We start from the raw sequence: 24,784 nt of genomic DNA on the forward strand, positions 1-24,784 counted from the left end.
TACAGCTTGATCGCCCTCTGCCGGGGCGGCAAGGGCGGGGCATGACCGATACACTGACCCATCTCGACCGGCTCGAGGCCGAGAGCATCCATATCATGCGCGAAGTGATGGCCGATGCGGCGAAGCCGGTGATGCTGTATTCCGTGGGTAAGGACAGCGCGGTGATGCTCCATCTCGCGCGCAAGGCCTTCTATCCCTCGCCGCCGCCATTCCCTTTGCTCCATGTCGACACGACCTGGAAATTCAAGGCGATGTACGAGCTGCGCGACCGCATGGCCGCCGAGAGCGGTATGGAACTGATCGTCTATCAGAACCCCGAGGCGAAGGCGCGCGGGATCAACCCGTTCGACCACGGCCCGCTGCACACCGACATGTGGAAGACCGAGGGGTTGAAGCAGGCGCTCGACCTCCACGGCTTCGACGTGGCCTTTGGCGGCGCGCGGCGTGACGAGGAAAAGAGCCGTGCGAAGGAGCGCATCTTTTCCTTCCGCACCGCGACCCACGGCTGGGACCCGAAGAAACAGCGACCCGAGCTTTGGAACCTCTACAACGCCCGCAAGGCCAAGGGAGAGAGCATCCGCGTCTTCCCGATCTCGAACTGGACCGAGCTCGACATCTGGCAATATATCGCGCGCGAAAATATCCCGATCGTACCGCTCTACTTCGCCGCCCCGCGCCCGACGGTGGAACGCGACGGCCTGCTACTGATGGTCGACGACGACCGCTTTCCGCTCGAGGATGGCGAGGTTCCGGTAGAACGTTCGGTGCGCTTCCGCACCCTCGGCTGCTACCCGTTGACGGGCGCGGTCGAAAGCGAGGCGACGACGCTTTCCGAGGTGATCCAGGAAATGCTGCTGACGACGACCAGCGAACGGCAAGGCCGCATCATCGACAAGGATGGCGGTGATGCCTCGATGGAAAAGAAGAAGCAGGAGGGGTACTTCTAAATGACCGATCCTGTTTATGTCACCGACGCGCTGATCGCCGAGGATATCGACGCCTATCTCGCGGCTCACGAAAAGAAGTCGCTGCTGCGCTTCATCACCTGCGGTTCGGTCGACGACGGCAAGTCGACCTTGATCGGCCGCCTGCTCTACGACAGCAAGATGATCTTCGAGGACCAGCTGGCCGCGCTCGAAGCCGACAGCAAGCGCGTCGGCACGCAGGGGCAGGAGATCGACTTCGCGTTGCTTGTCGACGGCCTCGCCGCCGAGCGCGAGCAGGGAATCACGATCGACGTCGCCTACCGCTTTTTCACGACCGAGAAGCGCAAGTTCATTGTCGCCGACACGCCGGGGCACGAGCAGTATACGCGCAACATGGTCACGGGCGCCTCGACCGCCGACCTGGCCGTCATCCTGATCGATGCGCGCAAGGGCGTGCTGACGCAGACGCGGCGGCACAGCTTCCTCGCGCACCTGCTCGGTATCCGGCACATCGTGCTTGCGGTGAACAAGATGGACCTTGTCGGGTACGACAAGGCCGTCTTCGATCGCATCACGCTCGCCTACCGCGCGTTCGCGAGCGAGATCGGGATCACCCATTTCACAGCGATCCCGATCTCGGGGTTCAAGGGTGACAATATCACGGCGCTTTCGGCCAATACGCCCTGGTTCAAGGGCCAGGCGCTGATCGAGCATCTTGAGACGGTCGAGGTTGGCGAAGCCGCCGACGGCGCAAAGCCGTTCCGTATGCCGGTGCAATGGGTCAACCGCCCGAACCTCGATTTCCGCGGCTTCTCGGGCCAACTCGCGAGCGGGACCGTCAAGCCCGGCGATTCGGTGCGCATTCTGCCCAGCGGCAAGACCACGACCATCGACCGCATCGTTACCCTCGACGGCGATCTTGGCGAGGCCGTCTCCGGCCAGTCTGTAACACTGACGTTCGCGGACGAGGTCGACTGCTCGCGCGGCGATGTGATCGCGGCAGCCGATAATCCGCCCGAAGCGGCCGACCAGTTCGAGGCGACGCTCGTCTGGATGGCCGACGAGGCGATGATCGCGGGCCGTGCCTATTGGCTGAAGCTTGCGACGCAGACGGTCTCGGCGACTATCCAGCAGCCGAAGTACGAGATCAACGTCAACACGCTCGACCATCTCGCGGCAAAGACGCTCGACCTCAACGGCATCGGCGTCGTCGAACTGTCGACCGACAAGCCGATCGTTTTCGAAGCTTATGCGGACAACCATACGCTCGGCGGCTTCATCCTGATCGACAAGCTCACCAACGCTACCGTCGCGGCGGGGATGCTGCACTTCAGCCTTCGCCGCGCGCAGAATGTCCATTGGCAGGCGACCGACATCAGCCGCGAGATGCGCGCGGACCTAAAGAACCAGAAGCCCGCCTTGCTCTGGTTCACCGGCCTCTCGGGTTCGGGCAAGTCGACAATCGCCAACCTCGTCGAGAAGAAGCTGCACCGGATGAACCGCCACAGCTTCCTGCTCGACGGCGACAATGTCCGCCACGGCCTCAACCGCGACCTCGGCTTCACCGAGGCCGACCGGATCGAGAATATCCGCCGCGTCGGAGAGGTGGCGAAGCTGATGACCGACGCGGGGCTCATCGTCATCACCGCGTTCATCAGCCCGTTCAAGGCCGAGCGCGACATGGTGCGCTCGATGCTGCCCGAAGGCGAGTTCCTCGAAATCTTCATCGACACGCCGCTCGCCGAAGCCGAGAAGCGCGACGTGAAGGGCCTCTACAAAAAGGCGCGCGCCGGCCAGCTCAAGAATTTCACCGGCATCGACAGCCCTTATGAGGCACCCGAGCAGCCCGAAATCCGGATCGATACGACCACGATGACGCCGGATGAAGCTGCGGCCATGATCATCGATCGCTTGCTGGGATAGAGTATGATTGTGGGGGAAACGGACGAACAGCTGGCCGAACGGCTCGCGAATGCCGCGGGTGGGATCTTGCTCGACCTTCAGGCGTCTGGCGAGTTCGTCGACAGCGCGCTCGGCAAGGTCGGCGACGCTCGTGCGAACGCCATGCTGATGGACGAACTCCGCGCCGCGCGCCCCGACGACGCGATCCTGTCCGAGGAAGAGAAGGATAATGTTGCGCGCTGCGGCGTCAGCCGCGCGTGGATCGTCGACCCGCTTGATGGCACGCGCGAATATAGCGAAGGGCGCAGCGACTGGGCGGTGCATGTCGCGCTCGCGGTCGACGGAGTACCGACGGTGGGCGCAGTAGCGTTGCCCGGTTTCGGTCTGACGCTAACCTCGGGATCGCCGAAGCCGCTCGCGCCCGTCAATGTTCCGCTCAGGATGCTGGTCAGCCGCACCCGGCCCGCCGCAGAAGCCGTCTATGTCGCGGAGAAGATGGGCGCCGAGCTGCTCGCTATGGGATCGGCGGGAGCGAAGGCCATGGCGGTCGTGCTTGGGCAGGCCGACATCTACCTGCACACCGGTGGGCAGTATGAATGGGACAATTGCGCGCCCGCGGCCGTCGCCATCGCCGCTGGTCTTCACGTCAGCCGCGCCGACGGCTCGCCGCTCTTCTATAATTGTGCGAACCCGTATCTCCCCGACCTGCTGATCTGCCGGCAAGAACTGGCCGAGGAAGTACTGCGGTTCGCCGCGGAATATTCGCCGGGTTGACCTGCCGGGCATTGCCAGTTGAGCCGCTGCGCCTTAGTTCGGTTGCATCGAAAAACCGAACAACGGGAGATGCGCGATGACTGATTTGCCCACCACCAACACCGTCATGCTGACCTTGGTGAAGCCCGAAGGGCAACTCGAGGTCTATTTAGAGCGCCGCCCGATGCCCGAGCCCAAGCCGCACGAGGTGCTGGTGAAGGTGCTCGCCACGCCGATCAACCCGTCCGACCTCGGCCTGCTGTTCGGCGGCGCCGACATGACGACTGCGCGCGCGGGTGAGCGCGATGGCCTGCCGATGATCACCGCCGACGTCCCGCCCGCGGGAATGCGCGCGATGGGCGGGCGCATCGGCGATGCGCTGGCGATCGGCAACGAAGGCTGCGGCGTCGTGGTCAAGGCCGGCGACTCGCCCGAAGCGCAGGCACTCGTCGGCAAGACCGTCGCGCTGCTCGGCGGCGAGATGTACGCCGAATATCGCTGCCTTCCCGTTCAGATGACGATGCCGCTGCCCGACGGCACCGACCCGGTCGACGGCGCATCCTGCTTCGTCAACCCGCTTACCAGCCTGGCCTTCACCGAAACGATGCGGATGGAGAACCACAGCGCGATCGTCCATACCGCCGCGGCGTCGAACCTTGGCCAGATGCTCGTCAAGATTTGCGCGAAGGACGGCATTCCGCTCGTCAACATCGTGCGCAGCGACGCGCAGGTCGACATTCTCAAAGGCATCGGCGCGCAGCATGTCGTCAACAACAGCGCCGACGACTTCATGGATCGCCTCGTCGATGCGATCGCCGAGACCGGCGCCACGATCGGTTTCGACGCGACCGGCGGCGGCAAGCTGGCGGGGCAGATACTGACCGCTATGGAAGCTGCTGCGGTGCGCAAGATGACGACCTACAGCCGCTATGGTTCGGACACGTTCAAGCAGGTCTATATCTATGGCGCGCTCGACCTGTCGCCGACGACCTTCTCGGCGCGCAGTTTCGGCCTGACCTGGGGGCTTGGCGGCTTCCTGCTCACGCCGTTCATGGCGAAGGCAGGGATGGAAACGGTGGGGCGGATGCGGAAGCGCGTCGTCGACGAGCTGACGACGACCTTCAAAAGTCATTACAGCCACGAAATCTCGCTGACCGATGCGCTCGATGTCGATACGGCGCAGGCTTACAATGCGAAGCGCACCGGCGAGAAATATCTGATCCGGCCTTAAGTCCTGTCGTCGGCGCACTCGTGACGGCGTCGGCGCTGGTGCGCCTCCCATCGCGAGCGCAGCCGTGCGAAGGGCTCGGGGATACGCTCGTCGAGCCGCTCGACGCGTTGCATCCGGTCTGTCCTGAAATGGCGGAATGTCCCGCGCAATTCGCAGTGCGCGGCGAGAAGGCGCACCTCGTCCTGATAGCCGATTACGATCGGCCATAGCACGCGTTCGGTGGCACGACCTTCGACGTCGGCATAGGCGATTGCCAGCTTGCGCCGGTCGCGGATCGCCGCGCGCACGACCGACACGTCGTGGCCGTCCTGATGGCCGTCACGGATGGGGAAGGGCGCAATCGCGGGGTCGATGATCGCGGTGCGCAGATGGTCGGGGACGGCGGCCGACAGCTTGGCGACCAGATCGCGGGCGCCGCGGGCAAGAGCCTCGTCTCCGCGCTGCGCGACCCACGCCGCGCCGAGCGCGGCGGCTTCGATCTCGTCGACCGTCAGCATCAGCGGCGGCATGTCGAACTCGCTGTCGATGACATAGCCGGTGCCGGCCTCACCGCGGATCGGGACGCGCTGCGCCAAAAGTTCGGCCATGTCGCGGTAGAGAGTGCGCAGCGACACTTCGAATTGCTCCGCCAGCAAATGGCCCGCCACAGGGCGCCGCGCGGTGCGCAGCGTCTGGATGATGCCGAAAAGTCGTTCCGTCCGTCGCATGCGGCGATCCTGCCGAACCTATGCTGACATCATGCTGTCAGTAGCCATTCGATATAGACGCGATGTCCTTTTGAAAAGCAGGAGACATAGCCATGACGACGCTATTCGGATGGGGGCCGATGTTCGGCTGCCAGAGCCCCAGCCCCTTTGTGATGAAGGCCGACATCCACCTTCAGATGTTCGGCATGCCGTTCGATCGTGCGATCGCCGATCTGGATAGCGTGGCCAAACACAAGGCGCCCTATGTGGAAGACGAAGGACGCATCATCGAGGATTCCACCTTCATTCGCCTGCATTTCGAAGCCAAGCTGGGTGCCGACCTCGATCATGGACTGAGCGCGGAGCAAAGGGCGATCGCAGCTGCCGCCGAACGAATGTTCGAGGATCGGCTCACCGCGATCGTCGGTCACGAACGCTGGCTCGAAGGCGACAATTTCGAGCGCGGCCCGGCCGCCTTCTTCGGCGCGGTTCCTGAACCGGTGCGCGCCGCTGTCATCGCCGAAACGCGCGAGCGGGTCCGCACCGGATACGAGATCAGCGGGATCGGGCGCCACAGCCGCGCCGAGCGGATGCAGCTTGCGCGGCGCGACATCGACGCGGCGGCCGCCTTGCTCGGCGACAAGGCGTTTTTCCTCGCCGACTACCCGACGGCCATCGACGGCATCGCCTATGGCGCGCTGTCGGCCTGCACGGCGCCGATCTTCGACACCGAACTCAAGAGTCTGGTTGCGGCGCACAGCAATCTCGGCGCCTATTTCAAGCGAATGGAGGCTCGTTTCTTCTCCGAAGACCGTTGGCCTTCGATGATGCCGCAGGCCGAAGCCGCTTGAGGAAAACGAACGGTCGCGTGCCGAGCCCGCGACCGTTCGTTTCGCGCTATCAGCGCTTCATGCACTGGCGCGTGTCGTCGCGCTTATATTCGCTGCAATTCCACAGCGCCTTCTCGAACCCCGCCTTGTCGTCGCGGAGGTAGGAAAAGGTCATTGCCGATCGCTGCATGTCGCTCATCGCGTCGCTGTCGGGCTTCAGCATCGGGTTGGTCCAGCCCATGAATTTGCAATAGGGCTTCTCGCCGCAGAGCCTAAGCGCGGTCGTCACAAAGCTCTCGGGCGTCGCGCGGCGGTCGAGCGAAACATAGATGGTGTCGCGTCCGGCCTTCTCGCCCGCGCCGGGGACGAGCTTGGCCTCGCCGACGGCAGCGTTGGCATCGACGCCGGCCAGTTCGACCGGCGGCAGCGTTCCGATCGCCAGCGCGTGCGCGGGCGACAGCGCCGCCATCTTGGCGATTCCGGCGTCGTTGCCCGACACCAGACCGCGAAACGCGCCGGATGTGCCCCAGAAGCCCGGCCAGCGGAAGAAGAGGTGCGTATCGACGATCGCGATCTTCTCCAGGCTGTCGCTCCAATAGGGGCGCACCCAGTCGGTGTGATAATGCGTCGCGAGCCCGACCTTGGGATAGGTCGTCCCCGACAGCATCATCTCCGCATTTGCCTGCGCGCGCGCCCAGGCGGCATCCGAATAACGCCGACTCAGCGCGCCGTCGCAGGTGAAGGTAAACTGGCAGCCTGTCGTGCGTTCCGATCCCTGGAACACGACGCCGCAGATCGACTTGGGAAAGGCGGGATGGCGCGCGCGGTTGATGACGACCTGGCCGACCGCCTGCTGGCCCTTCGCATCATCGCCGGCCTCATAGAGCATCGCTGCGGCAAGGCAGTCGCGCGCGCGGGCGCGGCCGTCGCCGCTACCGGCGTAGATGAAAGGGCGCGCAGCAACGAAACCCTTGGTGATGAGAGGAATTTCGGCGTTCTGCGCCTTGGCGTCGGCCACGGTGACCGGCGCCAATTCGACCGGCGCCACCTCGGGAACGACGTCGGCGGGCGGAGCGATCGGATGCGGGCGTGCGCCATGCTTGCCCGCCCCCGGGTGGCTGCTCGCGTAGAGGACGGTAACGATCGCCACGACCATCATCAGGACGAACAACCAGCCCGTCCAGTCGCGCCGCAGGGGCATCGCCTGTTCGCCTTCACCGCGCATCAGAGGAGGTCAGATTTCGGGCAGGAAATCGGGAACCGACAGATAGCGCTCGCCGGTGTCGTAGTTGAAGCCGAGTACGCGCGTACCGGGGGGCAGTTCTGCCAGCTTCTGCTGGATAGCAGCGAGCGTCGCGCCCGACGAGATGCCGACGAGCATCCCCTCCTCGGTCGCAGCGCGGCGCGCGAAATCCTTCGCAGCGGCGGCGTCGACTTTGATGACCCCATCGAGCAGGTCGGTGTGCAGATTGCGCGGGATGAAGCCGGCGCCGATCCCCTGAATGGGGTGCGGGGCAGGCTGGCCGCCCGATATGACCGGCGAAGCTTCGGGCTCGACCGCGAAGACCTTCAGGTTCGGCCAGTGCTGTTTCAGGAATTGCGCGGTGCCGGTGATATGGCCGCCGGTACCGACGCCCGTGATCAGGACGTCGATCGGCGTGTCCCTGAAATCGGCGAGGATTTCTGGGCCCGTCGTGCGGACGTGAACGTCGATATTCGCTTCATTCTCGAATTGCTGCGGCATCCACGCGCCGGGGGTCGTCTCGACGAGTTCGATCGCGCGCTCGATCGCACCCTTCATGCCCTTTTCGCGCGGCGTCAGGTCGAAGGTCGCGCCGTAAGCCAGCATCAGCCGGCGGCGCTCGATCGACATGCTCTCGGGCATGACGAGGACGAGCTTGTAGCCCTTGACCGCGGCCGCCATCGCCAGGCCGATGCCGGTGTTCCCCGACGTCGGCTCGACGATGGTGCCGCCTTCCTTCAGGCTGCCGTCGCGTTCGGCGGCCTCGATCATGGCGAGGCCAATACGATCCTTGATCGACCCGCCGGGGTTGCTCCGTTCCGACTTTACCCAGACTTCGGCGTCGGGGAACAGCTTGGCCACGCGGATGTGCGGTGTATTCCCGATGGTCTCCAGGATCGAATTGGCTTTCATGATCGGTGCGCTCTTTCTTTATACTCGAACCGCGGGTCGAGACGGACCCGGTTCGGCCAGTCCCCGGCGCGCAGCCACTGGGTCTCTTCGGCCAGGGCGGGCAGCGGCGCGGGTTGTAACGAGGCGAGCAGATACTGTCCATAAGGCCAGTCGCCGATCCCCGAATCCGCGTTGATGTGACCGAACGGCCCGGCGTTGACGAAGCGCGCATCCCATTGCCGCGACAGGCGCCAGACATGCGGCGTCTTCGCATAAGGATCGTTGTCGCTCGCGACCACGATCATCGGCGTGCGCGACGCGAAGCTCGGCGCGTCACCGAAGCCATAGACGCGGTTTTCGTGCCGCAGGCGCGACAGTTCGGGCGGCGCGACGAGCAGCGCCCCTACGATGCGCGTGCGCGTCAGCGCGCTGGCGACCGCAAACCAGTGCGCGAAAGCATGGCAGCCGAGGCTGTGCGCGGCGATCAGCACCGGCTCGCTTTCGGCGTCGATCGCTTCGGCGATACGCTTGACCCATTCGTCCTTGTCGGGGTTCGACCATCGACCAAGATCGACTCGCTCACAGTCGGCGAACTTGTGCTCCCACAGGCTCTGCCAGTGGGTCGGGCCGCTATTATGCAGCCCCGGAATCGTCAGGATTTTGTGGTGTATCGTTGGATTGGGCATCGGAGGTTCTCCATCGAAAAGGGGAGGGGGAACCGCGGTGACGGGTGCAATGGAGATAATTCAACTAAATTAGTTGGCAATAACTTTGTGATGAAAGGGAGGCAGTTTGCGACGAGCCGATTTTGCCTTTTCGGGCGACCGCAGAAATGCGCTATTCGGCCGGTTTGAATTGCGGCTCAAAAGTCTTGGCGCGGCGCAGTTCGGGAAAGAGCCATGCCCAAAGTGCGGTTACACCGACCGCGGCCGCTCCGCCGACGACTACGGCAGGAACCGGACCCAGCGCCGCGGCCATCGCGCCCGCCCGCATCTCGCCAAGCTCGTTCGACGCCGATATGGCAAGGCCCGACGCTGCGCTGACGCGGCCGCGCATATGATCGGGGGTGTTGAGCTGGATCAGCGTCCCGCGCACGAAGACCGAGAACATGTCGGCGGCCCCGAGCAGGACAAGCATGCCGAGCGAAAGCAGCAGGCTGGTCGACAGGCCAAAGGCCGCTGTGGCGAGGCCGAACACCACGACTGCCCACAGCATCTTCACGCCGACGTTGCGTTCGATCGGCCGAAACGAGAGTCCCAGCGCCACAACCGCCGCGCCCAAGGCGGGGGCCGCGCGCAGCAGCCCGAGACCTTCCGAGCCGACATGCAGGATGTCGCGCGCATAGACGGGCAGCATTGCGGTCGCACCCGACAGGATCACCGCGAACAGGTCGAGCGTGATCGTGCCGAGCAGGAAGCGCTCCATCCAGACGAACTTCAGGCCGTCGAGCATCTCGCGCAGAGGATGGCGGCGCACCTCGACGGGCGGTGGCAGCACAGGGCGGACGCGGCTGATGGTGAGCGCCGAGACGGCGAGGAGGATGGCCGCGAAGATATAGACCGACGTCGGATGTGCAGCATAGATCAAGCCGCCGACTGCGGGGCCGATAACGGAAGCTGATTGCCAGGCGATGCTGCTCATCGCGATCGCGCGCGGCAGCACCGCGGGCGGAACGATATTTGGCGCGATTGCGCTCATCGCGGGGCCCGAAAAGACGCGCGCCACCCCATGCAGCGCAGCAAGGCCGAACAGCAGCGGCAGCGTCAGCCCGCCGGCCCATGTGAACCAACCGAGTGTGGCTGCGATCGTGATGTCGATCAGGTTCGAGAAGATCGCGACGCTGCGGCGCTCGAACCGATCGGCCGCCCAACCCGCGACCGGCGTCAGCAGCGCAAGCGGGACGAATTGTACGAGCCCGAGCAGGCCGAGCTGGAACGACGCCTCCCTGATCGACATGCCATAGTCGGTGCGCGCGGTGTCATAGAGCTGGTATCCGATCACGACGACCATCGCGATCGTTGCCATCACCGCGGTGAAGCGCGCCGCCCAATAATAGCGGTAATCGGGAAAGCTGAGCGGGGAGGCGGCTCTCGGCGTCGATTCCGGCATCACCGGTTCGTCGCCGTCGGGAGGGAGTATCGTTGCCATCGCCCTCCGCCCTATCGGAGAATTCGCCGGTGTCCAGTCGCCCTCGCCGATGCCGTTCGTCGATTTGCGGATGTCATCGACCGATCATGGTGGCACTAAACGCTCATCGATTGAGGGAGATCATCGAATGACGCGTAAATTTGCCCGCTTTGGCGGCGCCGCTATGGCTGCGACGCTGCTGGTCCTGACCGCCTGCAACGCATCGGAAAAAGCGCCCGCATCGGGATCGGGCGCGAAGAACTGGACCGAGTTCCGCGACAATTTCCTCGCGGGCTATTTCCCGCTCAACCCCAATTTCGCGGTCTATCAGGGCAAGCACGAATTCGACGGCAAGCTCCCCGACTGGTCGCCCGAGGGGCTCAACAAACAGATCGCTTTCCTCGAAAAGACGATCGCCGATGCCAAGGCGTTCGACGGCGACATGACAGATGCGGAAAAGTTCGAACGCGATTACCTTGTCCACGTGGCGCAGGGCCAGCTCTTCTTCCTGAAGGACGCCGATTTCCCGCACAAGAACCCAGCCTATTATGTCGGCCAGCTCGATCCCAACGTCTATATCGCGCGCCCCTATGCCGACGCGACGACGCGGATGAAGGCCTTCATCGCCTATGCCCAGAAAGTTCCGGCGGCGGCCGAGCAGATCAAGGCAAATATCAAGCTGCCGCTGCCCGCAACCTTCGTCAAATATGGCACGGCAGGCTTTGGCGGCTTCGCCGACTATTATACCGGCGACGCCAAGAAGGCGTTCGCCGAGGTCAAGGACCCGGAACTTCAGAAGCAGTTCGACGACGCAGCCGCGAAGGCCGCCGCGTCGATGAAGGATCTTGCCGCCTATATCGGCTCGAAACCCGGCACCGCGGACGGCTATGCGATCGGCGCCGACAAGTTTGCGAAGATGATCCTGACCAACGAAGCGGTCGACACGCCGCTGGATGAGCTTGAACGCATCGGACAAGCCGACCTCAAGCGCAATCAGGACGCGCTGAAAGCCGCCTGCGCGACCTATGCGGCGGGGATGACGATCGCCGATTGCATGAAGAAGATGAATTCGGACAAGCCCGCCGACGGTCCGGTCGCCGAAGCGCGGCGCCAGCTCCCGACGCTGCGCGCCTTCCTCGTCGAGAAGGATCTTGTCTCGATCCCCGGCACCGAACAGGCGCAGGTCGAGGAATCACCGCCCTACAATCGGCAGAACAGTGCCTATATCGACATTCCGGGGCCGTATGAAAAAGGCCTGCCGTCGGTCTATTATATCTCGCCGCCCGATCCGAGCTGGGACAAGGCGACGCAGGACGCGTTCGTTCCCGGCAAGAAGGATCTGCTCTTCACCTCGGTGCACGAGGTGTGGCCGGGGCATTTCCTGAACTTCCTGCACTCGAACCGCGCGGAGAGCATCTTCGGCAAACTGTTCGTCGGCTACGCCTTCGCCGAAGGCTGGGCGCATTATACCGAGGAGATGATGTGGGAGGCAGGGCTCGGCAACGGCGACCCGGAAACGCACATCGGCCAGCTCTCGAACGCGCTGCTCCGCGATTGCCGCTATCTCTCGGCGATCGGATTGCACACCAAGGGCATGACTGTCGAGGACAGCGAAAAGCTCTTCAAGGAACAATGCTATCAGGATGACGGCAACGCGAAGCAGCAGGCGGCGCGCGGCACCTACGATCCGCTCTACCTCAACTACACCATGGGTAAGCTGATGATCCGCAAGCTCCGCGACGACTGGACGAAAGGCGACAGGACGAAGTGGAAGGCCTTCCACGATGAATTCCTGTCCTATGGCGGCCCGCCGATCCCGATGGTGCGCGCAGCGATGATGAAGGAGGATACGCCGAAGGCGGTCTTCTGAGGCTGGCGAATCGACGGACCCGCGGCTAGCCTCCCCGAAACGGGGGGCTAGCCGATGGTCGACGTCTTCATTTCCTACTCGCGCGACAACAAGGCGCGCGTCGCGGAGATCGCGCAGGCGGTCTCTGCCGCCGGCTATGCTGTGTGGTGGGACGCCGAATTGCCGCCGCATCGCTCCTATGGCGATGTCATCACAGAAAAGATCGGCAGCGCGAAGGCCGCGATCGTCGTCTGGTCGCACCAGTCGGCGCAGTCCGAATGGGTCCGCGCCGAAGCCGACGTCGCACGCAATCAGAAGAAGCTGGTGCAGACGGCGATCGACGATGTCATGCCGCCGCTCCCCTTCAACCAGATCCAGTTCGCCGAACTCGCCGATTGGAACGGCGAGCCCGATCATCGCGGCTGGCGCAAGGTGCTCATGAGCCTTGAAGAACTGTGCGGGCGTGAAGCCGCGCCAGCAGCGGCGGCACCCGTATCTCCGCCCCCGCCCGAGCCGCCGAGGCCGGCCCCGAACAACTGGTCGGCGCAACCCGCCGCCCGGAAGCCGTCCTTCCTGCCCTGGGCGCTGCTCGGTGTCGCGGTGATCGCTGTTGCGCTACTCGCCTGGAAGCTCCTCCAGCCGCCACCGGCACCCGCGCCGGCTTCGACCCCGACCGAAAAAACGGCGGCTGCTGAAAATGCGGAGGCGGCCCCCGCGTCGGATGCATCAGCACCGACCGAAGCCTTCACGCTTGCCGCGGTGATCGACGATCCCGACGGCTTCACCAATATCCGCGCGGGGCAAGGGACGCAGACCAAAATCGTCGGCAAGATATTCGAGGGCGAGAAATTCCTGACCTACAGGCAGTCCGGCCAGTGGTGGCGCGTGCGCAAGGCCGACGGGACGACGGGCTTCATGTTCCGCAAGTATATCCGATTGGTCGAAGGTGGGGTGGTGTCGGCATCCGAAGGCTATGAATGGAAGCTGGATGGGCCAGTGGTTATCGCCGACTCTTCGACACGCGAGCTGACGCCTGCGGATGCTGCGTCGCTGACCAAGCAACAAGCCCGTTTGGCGCGGAACGAAATATTTGCGCGAAAGGGGCTTCGTTTCAAAGATCCCCAGCTACGGGAGGTATTCGGTCGCTACGCCTGGTACACGCCGACCTCCGATGTGGTCGAACTGTCGCCGATCGAGAAGGCGAATGCCGCGCTGCTGAAATCGGCCGAAGACGCGGCGCAATGACCGATTGCGCCGCTGTGGAGGCGGAAGTCGCGCACCGCTTGGCCCAGGGCGACGCGCTCAGCGCCTTCGACTGCGCGGCAGCTTCGCGCCGTGACGGGATCGAGAGTCCGCGCCTCCGTTACCTGATGGTTCGCGCGCTCGCAGCGTCGGGAGACAGCCTCGGCGCGATGCACCTCTATGAGCAACTCGACCTCGCGGCGACGGGCGACGTCGATAGTCTCGCGCTCGCCGGGCGGATATGGAAGGACGAGGCGTTCGATCATGAGGGCGCCGAACGGGCGCTGTTTCTTCGCAAAGCCGCAGCGGCTTACGAGAATGCGTTCAAGAGGTCGGGTGCCGACTTTCCGGCGATCAATGCCGCAAGCCTTTATGCAATGCTCGGCGAACGCGAGCGCGCGGCGGCGCTGGCCGGTCCGATCGCGGCCAATGGCGCGTCCGACAATTATTGGGATCAGGCGACGCTCGTCGAGGCGTTGTTGCTGCTCGGCCGCGGCGAGGAAGCGCTGGCCCATGCCGCCGCGGCCGCCGCCGACGCGCAGGCGGCTCCGCGGGCAGGGGATCGCGCTTCGACCTGCCGCCAGATCGCGCGACTCGCTGCAAGCGGTGCGATCGACACCACCCAGGCGGCTGCAATCGTCGCCTTGCTGCGCCCGCCGCCCGTCGGCGTCTATTGCGGACGCATGTTTCGCGCGGGCGGCGAAGGCGAAGCACGTGCCGCGCGCGCGATCGCCGAAGCGCTCGATACGCAGCCGCTCTCTGCGCTGATCGGCCCGCTCGCGTGCGGGGCCGACATATTGTTCGCCGAAGCGGCGCTCGATCGCGGCATCGACCTCACGATCGTGCTGCCTTTTGCTGAGGATGATTTCATCGCCCAATCGGTGCAATCGGGGGGCGAGGCGTGGGTGCCACGCTATCTTCGCTGCCGCGACGGAGCAGCGATGGTCCATTTCGCGAGCAACGCGCGCTATGTCAGCGACGATTGCCAGTTCATTCTCGGCTCGCACACCGCGATGGGCCTCGCGAAGCTCCGGGCGCGCGAGCTCGAAACCGAGGCGATCCAGCTCGCCGTGGTCGATCCCGAATTCGCCGCGCGATCGGGGGCCGAGATTGCCGGGACGAACGCCGATGTCGCGCTGTGGCGCGGCAGGGGCGAGCGGACGCTGACCATCCCCGTCGGCAACCTTGACCGCAATCTCGACTTTCCTCCAGCCCCCAAACCACCCGAAGGGACGCAGCGGGGACTTTACGCAATTCTCTTTGCGGACTTCGCCGGCTTCTCGAAACTCGGCGAGGCCGAGCTTCCGGTCTTCGCGGCCGAGGTGATGGGCGGGATCGGGCGCATCCTGGACGATTTCGGCGATGCGGTGCTGTTCCGCAATACCTGGGGCGATGCTGTTTACGCGGTAATCGACAATCCTGCGACCGCCTCGCGAATCGCGCTCGCGATGCAGGAACGGCTCGACGTCCTGCCGCCTGGCCTCGGCCTCGAAGGGCACAAGGCCGGGATGCGGACCGGCATCCACTTCGGCCCGATCTATCGCGGCGTCGATCCCGTCGTCGGCAACGAGCTGTGGTACGGTACCGAAGTGACGCGCACCGCGCGGATCGAACCCGTCACGCTGGTCGGGCAGGTCTATTGCACCCAGCCGCTCGCGGCGATGCTGGCGCTCGAGAATGCGCGCGATTTCGACTGCGACTATGTCGGCAAGGTCCGCCTGGCCAAGGATTATGGCGAACTGGCGCTCTATCGCCTCTCGCGCCGCTCAGCCTGACGGCGCGCGGAGGCGGGCTACGAAAAAGCCGTCGAGCCCGCCAACATCGGCCAGCATCCCCGGAAGCGTGCGGACGAAGCCGCTCGGGTCGGGAATGATGCCGCCAGGGAGTTCGTTGGCGAGGACGGGGGCGACGGCCCAGCCCGGGTGATTGGCGAGGAAGGCAGCGATCCGCTCCTCCCCCTCGGCGCGTTCGAGCGAGCAGGTCGCATAGACGAGCATTCCACCGGGCCTCAACCAGTGCGCCGCGCGGTCGAGCAGCGCCGCCTGCAATTCGGCCATGTCCGCAATCTGGCGCGCTTCGATGCGATGCAGCACGTCGGGATGGCGGCGAAAAATTCCGGTCGCCGAGCAAGGTGCGTCGAGCAGGATCGCATCGGCGGGCGTCTCGGGTTCCCAGACGCGAACGTCGCCCTGCACGACCTGCGCCGTCAGGCCGGTTCGGTCCAGATTGTCGGAAAGCCGCCCCAGCCGCTTGGCGCTCGCATCGACGGCAACGACGTCCCAGCCCGCCGCGGCAAGCTGCATCGTCTTGCCGCCGGGCGCCGCGCAGAGGTCGAGGACACGCCGGCCGTCGCCCTTTCCCAGCAGGCGCGCGGGCAGGCTGGCCGCAAGATCCTGCACCCACCAGCCGCCTTCGCCATAGCCGGGCAGGCTCTCGACCGCTCGCCCGCGAGCGAGGCGGAGATGGTTCGGCGCGAGTGCGACCCCATCGCTCCACTTGTCAGACGGGGGCTCGGCCGCGAAGCTCAAGTCGATCGGCGGCGGCGCGCTCCACGCCTTGGCCGCGGCGTCGGCAACTCCATCCCCCCACTGCGCCGCCCAACGCGCGGCAACGTCATGCGGCAGGCTCGCCCGGTCGGGCAGAGCCCATTCTTCCTGCTGCGCGCGCGACAGCAGTGCATGCACCAGCCGCCGCGGCCCACCGGCAACGAGCGGCAGCGCCGTCGAAACCACAGCGTGCGGCGAGCTTTTCAGCAGAAGCAGCTGCGCCAGCGCGATGCGCAGCACCGCGCGCGACTTCACGTCGTCGGGCAATTGCTGCGCCGTCGCGCCATCGATCAGCGCGTCTATGTCGACCATCCATCGCAGCGCTTCGGACACGATCGCGATCGCAAAGGCGCGATCGGCGCCGCCGAGCCCCTGCGTCGCGGCATGCGCGGCGATGTCGAGCGGATCGCCGCGACGCAGGATCGCATCGATCAGACGCAGCGCGGCACGGCGCGGCGCTGTGCCGGGCGGGTCGGGCTCATTCGCTCCGCGCCGACGCTTGGGGCGCCGGTCAGCCATACGGCTGACCATAGTTGTTGTTGGCGACGGACATAGGAAAGCCTATGTTGCGGCCATCATGGCCGACAACAGCAAATCGATGATGGGTGACACGCCGCGCGCGACGAAACGCCCCGCGCATGTAAAGCCCCCCGAAGGCTGGACGAACGACCCCGTTCCAGCGCCCGAACCCCTGCTCGAGGACAAGGCCGAGGACCAGCCGGGCGGACGCAACCCGGTGCGTTACGGCGATTGGGAGCTCAAGGGGCTTGCAATCGATTTCTGAATCACCGGCTGCAACGGTCAAAAGGGATTCATCCGCGAAAGAAGCCGATCACGGTCGATGAACTGATGCTTCAGCGCCGCCGCGATATGCAGGACGACCAGCACAAGCATCGTCAGACCCAGCATCTCGTGCCGTTCATGCAGGACATCGGCGAGTTGCTTGTCGGGTCCGACGATCGCGGGAATGGTGAACAGTCCGAAGAAATCGATCGGACGATCCGCCGCCGACATCCAGACCCAACCCGACAGGGGCAGCAGGATCAGCAGCACATAGAAAAGGAAGTGCGCGAAGCGGGTCGCCCGGCGTTCCCACGCGCGCATCGTTTCGGGTAGCGGCGGCACCCTGTTGACCAGCCGCCACAGGATGCGGACCAGCGTCAGCGCCAATATCGCCATACCGAACGCCTTGTGCGCGCCCATCGCAGCACGATGGACGTCGCGCGGCAGACCTTCGGTCAGCATCGCCAGGCAGATGTTTGCGATCACCGCGAGGCCGATGAGCCAGTGCATCCCTATGGCCACCGTCGAATAGCGCGATCGGGCGTTGTCGATGGTGGCCATAGAAAAATGCTCCTCAGACGGCAGGAACCTGGATCAATTCCGGAACCTTACCCGAGCGGACCTGCTCGGCAAAAATTTCGCGCATCAGCTGCAGCGAGAAGAGGTGGGCAAAGATCAGCGCGAGGATACCGTTTTGCATCATCTTGCGCAGCACGTCGCCGCGCAGCTCGCGCAGCTTGTTCTCGTCGACCATCTGGAAGCCGCGATAGATGAACGGCTTGTCATTGCCTTCGGGCTGGATCGCCACTTCGCCGTCCATCAGCAGGTCGGCCTTTTTCAGTTCTTCGACGAACATGCTGGTGCGCTGACCCGCTTCCTCGAAGGTACGGCAGAATTCGAGCACCGAATTCACCGGCTCGGTCGGTTGGCCATCGGCGAACAGCGCATCGCCTTCCTCGAACTTGCCGATCGCGGGCGAGGTCGGGTCGAAGCACAGCGACAGATCGTCGCTGTCGGGGTTGAGCCGCGCGAGCATGAAGGGATAGCGGCGGACATAAGCGGGGACATAGACCGGATTGATCAGCTTGCCCTGGTCGTCGACGAAGATGTTGACGCCCTCGTTCAGGCCCATCAGCGCCAGCGGCACCGGGTTTTCGCCGGACGAGAAGACGATCGGGAAGTACCGGCTTGCCGACACGAACTCGTCCGAAGTCAGCGGAATGGCGTGCTGGCCGACCAGGAACTCGGCGGTATCGAGGCTGCGCGCATGATAATCGGCGTGATCGATGCTCGAGAGCGGAACGAGGTCCTTGTAGAAAAGCGGCAGGTTGTTTGCGGGCGCAGTGGCCATGATCGAACTCCGGCTACATGCCCCGGACCGTTCGGGGCAATGAATAATGGCGCGCCTTATTGGCCCGCGCGACGCGGCGCAAGGGCGTTTGCACGGGACGCCCCGGCAATCAGCCGATCAGTTTCCCGGGATTGAACAGGCCTGCCGGGTCGAGGCCCGCCTTGACGGCCCTCAGCGCATGCAACCGCGCCGGACTGTCGAGCTCGGCCAAAATGTCGCGTTTCATCTGCCCGATCCCGTGTTCGGCGGAAATCGACCCGCCCAGCTCGATGACATGCGAATAGACGGCCCGGCTGAGCGCCGCTCCATGCTGGGCGAGCCAGGCCTTGCCGTCGACGCCTGCGGGCGGCTGGACATGATGGTGGATATTGCCGTCGCCGAGATGGCCGAACGACGTTGTGCGGACGCCTTGGAATTCGGCGGCAAGGCGCGCCGGATTGTCGGCGATGAAACGCGGCATCAGGTCGACCGGAACGCTGACGTCATGCTGGAGCGCCGGTCCTTCCGCGCGTTCGGCCTCCGAGATGGAATCGCGGAGCTTCCAGAAATCTTCGCTTTCGCGCTCGTTCTTCGCGATGGCGACGTCGTCGATCAGGCCGGCGTCGAGCGCCGCCGCCAAAATCGCCTCGAGTGGAACTGCAAGCGCCACTTCATCGTCGCCAGCCAATTCGATCAGCGCATTCCAGGGCGCCAGATCGGCGAGCGGCGCACGGGTCTGCGGAATGTGGCGCAGCACGGCGTCCAGGCTGCTTTTCGGCACGATCTCGAACCCTTCGAGCGCGTCGCCAACGCCGTCGTCGAGTTGGCGCAGCAGCGCCAGCGCGGCCTCGGGCGATTTAAGTCCGACCCACGCGGTCTGGCGCGCCGCGTTGGCGGGAATGAGATGCAGGCAAGCCGCGGTAACGATCCCCAATGTCCCCTCGGCCCCGCAAAGCAGGTGGCGCAGGTCATAACCGCGATTGTCCTTCTTCAGCGGCGCCAGCCCGTCGAAGATGCTGCCGTCGGGCAGGACGGCCTCGATCCCCGCGACAAGCGCGCGCATCGTGCCGTGGCGCAGGACCTGCGTGCCGCCGGCGTTGGTCGACACGAGCCCGCCGATCGTCGCCGATCCCTTGCCGCCGAGCGTCAACGGAAAACGCAGACCGACGTCGAGCGCCGCATGATGAAAATTCTCCAGAACCACGCCCGCTTCGGCGACGGCCGTCCGCGCCGCCGCGTCAATCGACCGGATGCGGTTCATGCGTCGGAGGCTCAGCAGCAACTGATGTCCGCTGGCATCGGGCGTCGCGCCGCCGACCATGCCGCTATTGCCGCCCTGCGGAACGATCGCGGCGCCCTCGGCGGCGCAGAGGCGGACGATTTCGGCCACTTCGTCGGTAGACCCGGGCGACAGCATCGCCGCAGCCTGTCCATGATATTTGCCGCGCCAGTCGGTGAGCCAAGGCGCCATGGCATCGCTATCGACGCTGAAGCCCTTCGGTCCCAGCAGATCGGCCAGGGCCTGAAGCAATCGGGGGGAGGGTGGGTGGCTCACTTGCGAATATTTCCCCAAAAACGCCGTCCGGCCGCCGGTCGGGGTCGACAGCAATTCATTTGATGTTCAATCATGGCCGTTAAAGGGGCGATGGACGAAGAAAGGCTTTTCGTCCAGCATCGATGCGGGAGACGCGGGTGAACGACATCTTCGATCGGGGCGCCGGAAGGGCGGCAGTACGTTCGTGCTGACTCTTGCCGCCCTGTGGACGATGATGATGGCGCCCGTCGCCGAAGCCCCGGGACCGGCGCCGGGGCCGGAGCCCCTCTCGATCGTCTCGATACCGTCACCGGAAGATTCGACCGCGTCCTTCTGGCAAATGGTGATCGAACAGCAGATCATCATCCGCGTTCCGGCGCAGCGGTCGTCGCTCAACAATTTCTCGGCGGCACCCGCCCCCGAACTGCGGGTTCGGAAGGCTCCCGTCGAGTGGAAGGAAAAAAAGGCGCCCAAATGCATCGCGATGCGCAACATTCTGGGGATGCAGGGGGCACAGCGTGACAGCATCGACCTGATCACGCGTCAGAAACAGCGCCTTCGCGCCCAGCTCAACCGCGGTTGCCGTGCGCTCGACTTCTATGCCGGTTTTTACATGCAGGGCTCGAAAGACGGGCAGCTTTGCGAGGATCGCGACCAGATTCATGCCCGAACGGGCGCCAAGTGCGAGATCGACAAGTTTCGCCTGATGGTCCCCGTCACGAAAAGCGACGACTGATCAGCCGAATTGTCGGCCTTTTCTTGACTTTTCGCTGCTGTTTCCCCATTGGCCGCGCAGGATCGGCTGGCGTGGGACGCCGTGCTGAAACATTTTCCGGACAGTTTGACCTTATGAAATTTGCCGACCTCGGCCTTTCCGATGAACTTTTGCGCGCCGTGACGGAGTCCGGCTACGACGAGCCGACCGCGATTCAGGCGGGCGCGATCCCGTCCGTTCTGATGATGCGCGACATGATCGGCATCGCCCAGACGGGCACGGGCAAGACCGCGTCCTTCGTGCTGCCGATGATCGACATCCTGGCGCATGGCCGAGCGCGCGCGCTGATGCCGCGCTCGCTGATCCTCGAGCCGACGCGCGAACTTGCGGCTCAGGTGGCGGAAAACTTTGAAAAATACGGCAAGTACCACAAGCTGTCGATGGCGCTGCTGATTGGCGGCGTCCAGATGGGCGATCAGGTCAAGGCACTCGAAAAGGGCGTCGATGTCCTGATCGCAACGCCGGGCCGCCTGATGGACCTTTTCGAGCGCGGCAAGATCTTGCTCACCGGCTGCAACCTGCTGGTGATCGACGAAGCCGACCGGATGCTCGACATGGGTTTCATTCCGGACATCGAGAATATTTGCACCAAGCTGCCCGCGAATCGGCAGACGCTGCTCTTTTCGGCGACGATGCCGCCGCCGATCAAAAAGCTCGCCGACAAATTCCTGTCGAACCCGAAGACGATTGAGGTCGCTCGTCCCGCGAGCCGGAACGAGAATATCGAGCAATTCGTCGTCAAGACGTCCGAACGCGGCAAGCGCGATACGCTCCGCGGCCTGATCGAGTCGGAGGACATCAGCACTGCGATCATCTTCTGCAATCGCAAGACGACGGTGCGTGAACTCGCCAAGTCGCTTCAGCGTCACGGCTACAAGGCCGGCGAAATCCATGGCGACATGGACCAGTCGAGCCGCATCGCCGAGCTCGACCGCTTCAAGGCCGGGACGATCAACATCCTCGTCGCATCGGACGTCGCGGCGCGGGGTCTCGACGTCAAGGGCGTGAGCCACGTCTTCAACTTCGACGCGCCCTGGCACCCCGACGACTATGTCCACCGCATCGGCCGCACGGGCCGCGCGGGTGCGCAGGGGCGCGCGTTCACGCTGATCACCCCGTCGGACGACGAGGCGATCGACAATATCCAGAAGCTGACGGGCTACACGATTCCGGTTCACGAGGCCGCGGGCGCGTCCGATAAGCCGGCGCGGGATGCGGAGGAACGCGAACCGCGCCGTAGCAGCCGTTCCGATCGCGGGGCCCGCCGTCCTGCGAAGGCCGAGCAGGAGCCGCGGCGGGGCGGCGAAAAGCGTTCGCCGGCACCGAAGAGAGACGGCGCGCGCAAGCCGGCGCCTGCTCCGCGGCAGGATGACGATGGTCCCGACGACGGTTGGAACGGGCCGATGCCGGGCTTCCTGTCGGTGGGTTTCGGTAGCTGATCCGCACGCCGATTGGCGGTGCCGGCTTCGGGGCCGATATCCGCCATGCCTTTTTTCGTCCCGGCGACGTGGATTTCAAAGTTCAGGAAAGGTCAGCCTCTTGCAGGCCCGACTTGCCGTGCTTAACGGAGGCGCCGCACCGGGCTCCTGCCCATCTGCATAGAACGGACTGCGATCGCGGTCGTCCACCTATTTAAAGAGCCGAGGGAAAGGCTGACCGAGCGGAATAATGCAGGACAGCGTTATTTTGCGCCGCGAATGTCCATTTTGGGGTGGGAAGCTGATGTATCAACAACGTCGCCCCCGCGCAGGCGAGGGCCGCTAGCCGCCTATTCCTGCGCGGCCGCGTAAACCGACAGCGGCCCCCGCCTTCGCGGGGGCGACGGCTTATTCCGGTCGTTTCCGGACACAGGAACCTACAGCCGGACGAGCATCTTGCCGATATTCGCGCCCGAGAAGAGTCCGAGGAAAGCCTCCGGAGTTGCTTCGATCCCGTCATGCACGGTTTCGCGCATCGTGACCGCGCCGCTGGCGATCAGCCCGCCCATGTCGGCGTAGAACTCTTCCATGCACTCGAAAAACTGGTCGGTGTAGATGAAGCCTTCCGTGCGGATGCGCGCGGGGATCGAGCGGATGATATACTTCATCTCCTGCGGCTTGCCGTCATTATAGACGTCGATCATCCCGCAGATTGCGAAGCGCGCGAAATCATTGGCGACCGCAAAGGCTGCGTCGAGATGCTCGCCGCCGACATTGTCGAAATAGACATCGATCCCCGGCTTTCCGAGCTTTTCGAGTGCCGCCGCGAGTTGCGGCAGCACCGGCCCCGCCTTGTAGTCGATCACCGCGTCGGCGCCGAGATCGGTGACCCATGCGCCTTTCCCGGCGCCGCCGGCGGAGCCGATGACGGCCATTTCGCGCGCCTTGGCAATCTGGACGACCGCAGAGCCGACAGCGCCCGCCGCGGCGGAAACGAAAACCGTATCGCCCGGCTTAGCCGCTGCAACGCGGAGCAGGCCGATCCAGGCGGTGCCGCCAGTCAGGCCCATATTGTGCAGGAAGGTCTGCGGCGACATGCCGCCTGCCAGCAACTCGGCAGGCAATTTGTTCGGCATCATGTCGAGCCCGATAATCCCGCCGTCGCGCCAGCCGCCCATGTGGAGGATCAGGTCGCCGGGCACGAAGCCGTCCATCGTGCTTTCCAGCACCTCGCCGATTGCGCCGCCGGTCATCGGCTGATCGATCTGGAAACTCGCGGCGTAGCTTTTGGCGTCGTTCATCCGTCCGCGCATATAGGGGTCGACCGACAGCCACAGGTTACGGACGCGCAGTTGGTCGGCGTCGAGCGGCAGGTCGGGCAGCTCGCGGAGCGCAAAATTGTCCAGCGTCGGTAGCCCATTTGGACGACTGCTCAGATGCCATGCCCTGCTCATTGGAAGTTCCCCCAATTCCCCAATTTCATTCACGCCATGCGGGCAATCGTCAGAAAAGCCGTTGCCACTGTCAAGTCATGCCGTTAAGAGCCGCCCGTCGCGGGGCCGTAGCTCAGATGGGAGAGCGCTGCAATCGCACTGCAGAGGTCAGGGGTTCGATTCCCCTCGGCTCCACCAGCGACCCTTTCCACCCTCATTCGTCCTCCCTTGCCGCACCGACGGACGTCGCTCGCGCGTCACGCTCCTCGCCATGTGCGAAGGAACCTGATCGCGGCGAGCGATCGCCCGCCCTGCGGTCAACCGGCGGGTGGAGCCGATGATTCGTTCCGCTTGGCATTCGCGCGCATATGCTGACGCACCGCGGTCATGAAGCGGCTGCGCCAGAAGGCCAGGGCTAAGGCGAAGAGGATGCCCCAGGGGAGAATCGCCGCGCCCAACGTCAGGACGAAGGTGAGGGCCGTGCTGCCGCTCCGCATCAGCGTCTCGCCCGCCTTGGCAAAGGGATTTTCGTGGCCGATACCCGGCAGCCCGCCGTCGCTGACATAGTTGAACGCGACGCTCGTCCACGCAATGCGGGCCTCGCCGGCGCGGCGGCTCTGACGTTCGTCGCCGATCTGGCCGCGCAGCTGGCTGATCTGCGCAAGGATTTCGGCGCGCTCGGCCTTGCCGAGGCCGCCCGCTTTCAGTCGCTCCTCCAGGCGGGAAATTTCGGCTTCGGAGCCTGCACTACGCTGCTGGGAGGCGAGAATTTCGGTGCCGACGTCTTCGCCCGCGACGCTGGCATCGGCGAGGATACCCTCGGCCTTTTCGACGCTGGCGATCGCATTGGCGCCAAACTTGCGCGCAATGCCAGGGTCCAGTTTGAACTGAGTTTGCGCCTCGACGAGCTTTTCATCGCTGAGCTGGTATCGCACATCGACGATACGGCAGCGCTGCACCCCGAGCGTCTCGCAGGCGGCGGCATGCTCTTCCTGAACCTTCGAGATGGATTTGTCGGCAAGGCGGAAGGTGTAGGTATAGTCGAACGCCACACCGGGGGCGGCTTCGACGCCAATACGGGGGGTGCTGGCGGCGTCGGCGGAACCGCCTTCTTCGGCGGCGCTTTCGGCAGCGGGGCTATCGGTCGTGGCTGCATCTTCGGCTGCCTTTTGAGAACAGCCGACCAGGGCGAGCGCCATCGCGCCCGCTAAGAGCTTATTTCGCATGCAGATTCTCCCAAAACGCGACTCGGTGATCGCAGGAGATGGCATATCATAACTGATAT

Annotated in this window: 22 protein-coding genes and 1 tRNA gene; 12 read left to right on the forward strand and 11 right to left on the reverse strand. The window is 64.6% G+C overall.

What is annotated here, in order from left to right; translation table 11 throughout:
- Positions 1 to 41 precede the first annotated feature (41 nt).
- The 4 genes from cysD (at position 42) to QOL68_RS06900 (ending at position 4,812) form a co-directional block, all read left to right on the forward strand.
- Positions 42 to 947: a sulfate adenylyltransferase subunit CysD gene (cysD, locus tag QOL68_RS06885; protein WP_282948121.1), complete on the forward strand. Its 906-nt coding sequence runs from the start codon at positions 42 to 44 to the stop codon at positions 945 to 947.
- Complete coding sequence (gene cysN, locus QOL68_RS06890; protein ID WP_282948123.1) at positions 948 to 2,849, forward strand: sulfate adenylyltransferase subunit CysN; 1,902 nt, start codon at positions 948 to 950, stop codon at positions 2,847 to 2,849.
- Positions 2,850 to 2,852: 3 nt separating this feature from the next.
- Positions 2,853 to 3,602 carry a 3'(2'),5'-bisphosphate nucleotidase CysQ gene (locus tag QOL68_RS06895; protein ID WP_058455808.1) on the forward strand — a complete coding sequence of 250 codons (750 nt, stop codon included), beginning with the start codon at positions 2,853 to 2,855 and terminating at the stop codon, positions 3,600 to 3,602.
- Between the two features lie 76 nt (positions 3,603 to 3,678).
- The gene (locus QOL68_RS06900; RefSeq protein WP_282948126.1) at positions 3,679 to 4,812 is read left to right on the forward strand and encodes a zinc-binding dehydrogenase; all 1,134 of its coding nucleotides are present in this window, start codon (positions 3,679 to 3,681) and stop codon (positions 4,810 to 4,812) included.
- Here the strand turns inward: QOL68_RS06900 and QOL68_RS06905 are convergent.
- Positions 4,809 to 5,519: a helix-turn-helix transcriptional regulator gene (locus tag QOL68_RS06905; protein WP_282948128.1), complete on the reverse strand. Its 711-nt coding sequence runs from the start codon at positions 5,517 to 5,519 to the stop codon at positions 4,809 to 4,811. The two genes, QOL68_RS06900 and QOL68_RS06905, sit on opposite strands and share 4 nt — an antisense overlap.
- A gap of 92 nt (positions 5,520 to 5,611) precedes the next feature.
- Between QOL68_RS06905 and QOL68_RS06910 the strand changes: the two genes are divergently transcribed.
- Positions 5,612 to 6,349, forward strand: coding sequence for a glutathione S-transferase C-terminal domain-containing protein (locus tag QOL68_RS06910; protein ID WP_282948130.1), 738 nt, complete (start codon positions 5,612 to 5,614; stop codon positions 6,347 to 6,349).
- Between the two features lie 49 nt (positions 6,350 to 6,398).
- On the opposite strand, the gene QOL68_RS06915 is transcribed toward QOL68_RS06910, so the two are convergent.
- The 4 genes from QOL68_RS06915 to QOL68_RS06930 all read right to left on the reverse strand — a co-directional run bounded on the left by QOL68_RS06915 (position 6,399) and on the right by QOL68_RS06930 (position 10,610).
- Entirely contained in the window at positions 6,399 to 7,553 is a 1,155-nt protein-coding gene (locus tag QOL68_RS06915; RefSeq protein ID WP_282948132.1) for a cell wall hydrolase, read from the reverse strand.
- Between the two features lie 9 nt (positions 7,554 to 7,562).
- Positions 7,563 to 8,483: a cysteine synthase A gene (gene cysK / locus QOL68_RS06920; protein ID WP_282948134.1), complete on the reverse strand. Its 921-nt coding sequence runs from the start codon at positions 8,481 to 8,483 to the stop codon at positions 7,563 to 7,565.
- Entirely contained in the window at positions 8,480 to 9,148 is a 669-nt protein-coding gene (locus QOL68_RS06925) for an RBBP9/YdeN family alpha/beta hydrolase (protein WP_282948136.1), read from the reverse strand. Before QOL68_RS06925 ends, cysK begins: the two co-directional genes overlap by 4 nt.
- Before the next feature lie 151 nt (positions 9,149 to 9,299).
- Entirely contained in the window at positions 9,300 to 10,610 is a 1,311-nt protein-coding gene (locus QOL68_RS06930) for an MFS transporter (protein ID WP_204992851.1), read from the reverse strand.
- A gap of 127 nt (positions 10,611 to 10,737) precedes the next feature.
- Here QOL68_RS06930 and QOL68_RS06935 point away from each other — a divergent pair, with 127 nt between their 5' ends.
- The 3 genes from QOL68_RS06935 to QOL68_RS06945 are packed head-to-tail and all read left to right on the forward strand — an operon-like array spanning position 10,738 to position 15,455.
- The gene (locus tag QOL68_RS06935; RefSeq protein ID WP_282948139.1) at positions 10,738 to 12,459 is read left to right on the forward strand and encodes a DUF885 domain-containing protein; all 1,722 of its coding nucleotides are present in this window, start codon (positions 10,738 to 10,740) and stop codon (positions 12,457 to 12,459) included.
- A gap of 54 nt (positions 12,460 to 12,513) precedes the next feature.
- Entirely contained in the window at positions 12,514 to 13,683 is a 1,170-nt protein-coding gene (locus QOL68_RS06940) for a TIR domain-containing protein (protein ID WP_282948141.1), read from the forward strand.
- Positions 13,680 to 15,455 carry a TRAFs-binding domain-containing protein gene (locus tag QOL68_RS06945; RefSeq protein WP_282948144.1) on the forward strand — a complete coding sequence of 592 codons (1,776 nt, stop codon included), beginning with the start codon at positions 13,680 to 13,682 and terminating at the stop codon, positions 15,453 to 15,455. The genes QOL68_RS06940 and QOL68_RS06945 overlap by 4 nt, the downstream gene beginning before the upstream one ends.
- Here QOL68_RS06945 and QOL68_RS06950 read toward each other — a convergent pair.
- Complete coding sequence (locus QOL68_RS06950; protein ID WP_282948146.1) at positions 15,447 to 16,745, reverse strand: RsmB/NOP family class I SAM-dependent RNA methyltransferase; 1,299 nt, start codon at positions 16,743 to 16,745, stop codon at positions 15,447 to 15,449. The two genes, QOL68_RS06945 and QOL68_RS06950, sit on opposite strands and share 9 nt — an antisense overlap.
- 58 nt (positions 16,746 to 16,803) lie before the next feature.
- Here QOL68_RS06950 and QOL68_RS06955 point away from each other — a divergent pair, with 58 nt between their 5' ends.
- The gene (locus QOL68_RS06955) at positions 16,804 to 17,010 is read left to right on the forward strand and encodes a DUF1674 domain-containing protein (protein WP_058455818.1); all 207 of its coding nucleotides are present in this window, start codon (positions 16,804 to 16,806) and stop codon (positions 17,008 to 17,010) included.
- Positions 17,011 to 17,027: 17 nt separating this feature from the next.
- Here QOL68_RS06955 and QOL68_RS06960 read toward each other — a convergent pair whose 3' ends face one another.
- From QOL68_RS06960 to QOL68_RS06970, 3 genes are all read right to left on the reverse strand, one after another.
- Entirely contained in the window at positions 17,028 to 17,570 is a 543-nt protein-coding gene (locus QOL68_RS06960; RefSeq protein ID WP_282948148.1) for a cytochrome b, read from the reverse strand.
- Positions 17,571 to 17,583: 13 nt separating this feature from the next.
- A complete protein-coding gene (locus tag QOL68_RS06965) occupies positions 17,584 to 18,360 on the reverse strand; it encodes a SapC family protein (RefSeq protein WP_282948150.1) in 777 nt (258 codons plus the stop codon).
- A gap of 109 nt (positions 18,361 to 18,469) precedes the next feature.
- Positions 18,470 to 19,894, reverse strand: coding sequence for an FAD-binding oxidoreductase (locus QOL68_RS06970; RefSeq protein ID WP_502957380.1), 1,425 nt, complete (start codon positions 19,892 to 19,894; stop codon positions 18,470 to 18,472).
- Between the two features lie 184 nt (positions 19,895 to 20,078).
- Between QOL68_RS06970 and QOL68_RS06975 the strand changes: the two genes are divergently transcribed.
- Positions 20,079 to 20,609, forward strand: a complete 531-nt coding sequence (locus tag QOL68_RS06975) for a hypothetical protein (RefSeq protein ID WP_058455821.1) — start codon at positions 20,079 to 20,081, stop codon at positions 20,607 to 20,609.
- Between the two features lie 113 nt (positions 20,610 to 20,722).
- Positions 20,723 to 22,087 (forward strand): DEAD/DEAH box helicase, encoded by a 1,365-nt coding sequence (locus QOL68_RS06980; protein ID WP_058455822.1) that lies wholly within the window; start codon positions 20,723 to 20,725, stop codon positions 22,085 to 22,087.
- Between the two features lie 416 nt (positions 22,088 to 22,503).
- On the opposite strand, the gene QOL68_RS06985 is transcribed toward QOL68_RS06980, so the two are convergent.
- Positions 22,504 to 23,520 carry an NADP-dependent oxidoreductase gene (locus tag QOL68_RS06985; RefSeq protein ID WP_282948153.1) on the reverse strand — a complete coding sequence of 339 codons (1,017 nt, stop codon included), beginning with the start codon at positions 23,518 to 23,520 and terminating at the stop codon, positions 22,504 to 22,506.
- Positions 23,521 to 23,621: 101 nt separating this feature from the next.
- On the opposite strand from QOL68_RS06985, the gene QOL68_RS06990 reads away from it, so the two are divergent.
- A tRNA-Ala gene (locus QOL68_RS06990) sits at positions 23,622 to 23,697 on the forward strand.
- 119 nt (positions 23,698 to 23,816) lie between these two features.
- Here the strand turns inward: QOL68_RS06990 and QOL68_RS06995 are convergent.
- Complete coding sequence (locus tag QOL68_RS06995) at positions 23,817 to 24,725, reverse strand: DUF4349 domain-containing protein (protein WP_282948155.1); 909 nt, start codon at positions 24,723 to 24,725, stop codon at positions 23,817 to 23,819.
- Between the last annotated feature and the right edge of the window lie 59 nt (positions 24,726 to 24,784).

The organism is Sphingopyxis sp. Geo25 (genome assembly GCF_949769135.1).
In the GTDB taxonomy this organism is placed as follows: domain Bacteria; phylum Pseudomonadota; class Alphaproteobacteria; order Sphingomonadales; family Sphingomonadaceae; genus Sphingopyxis.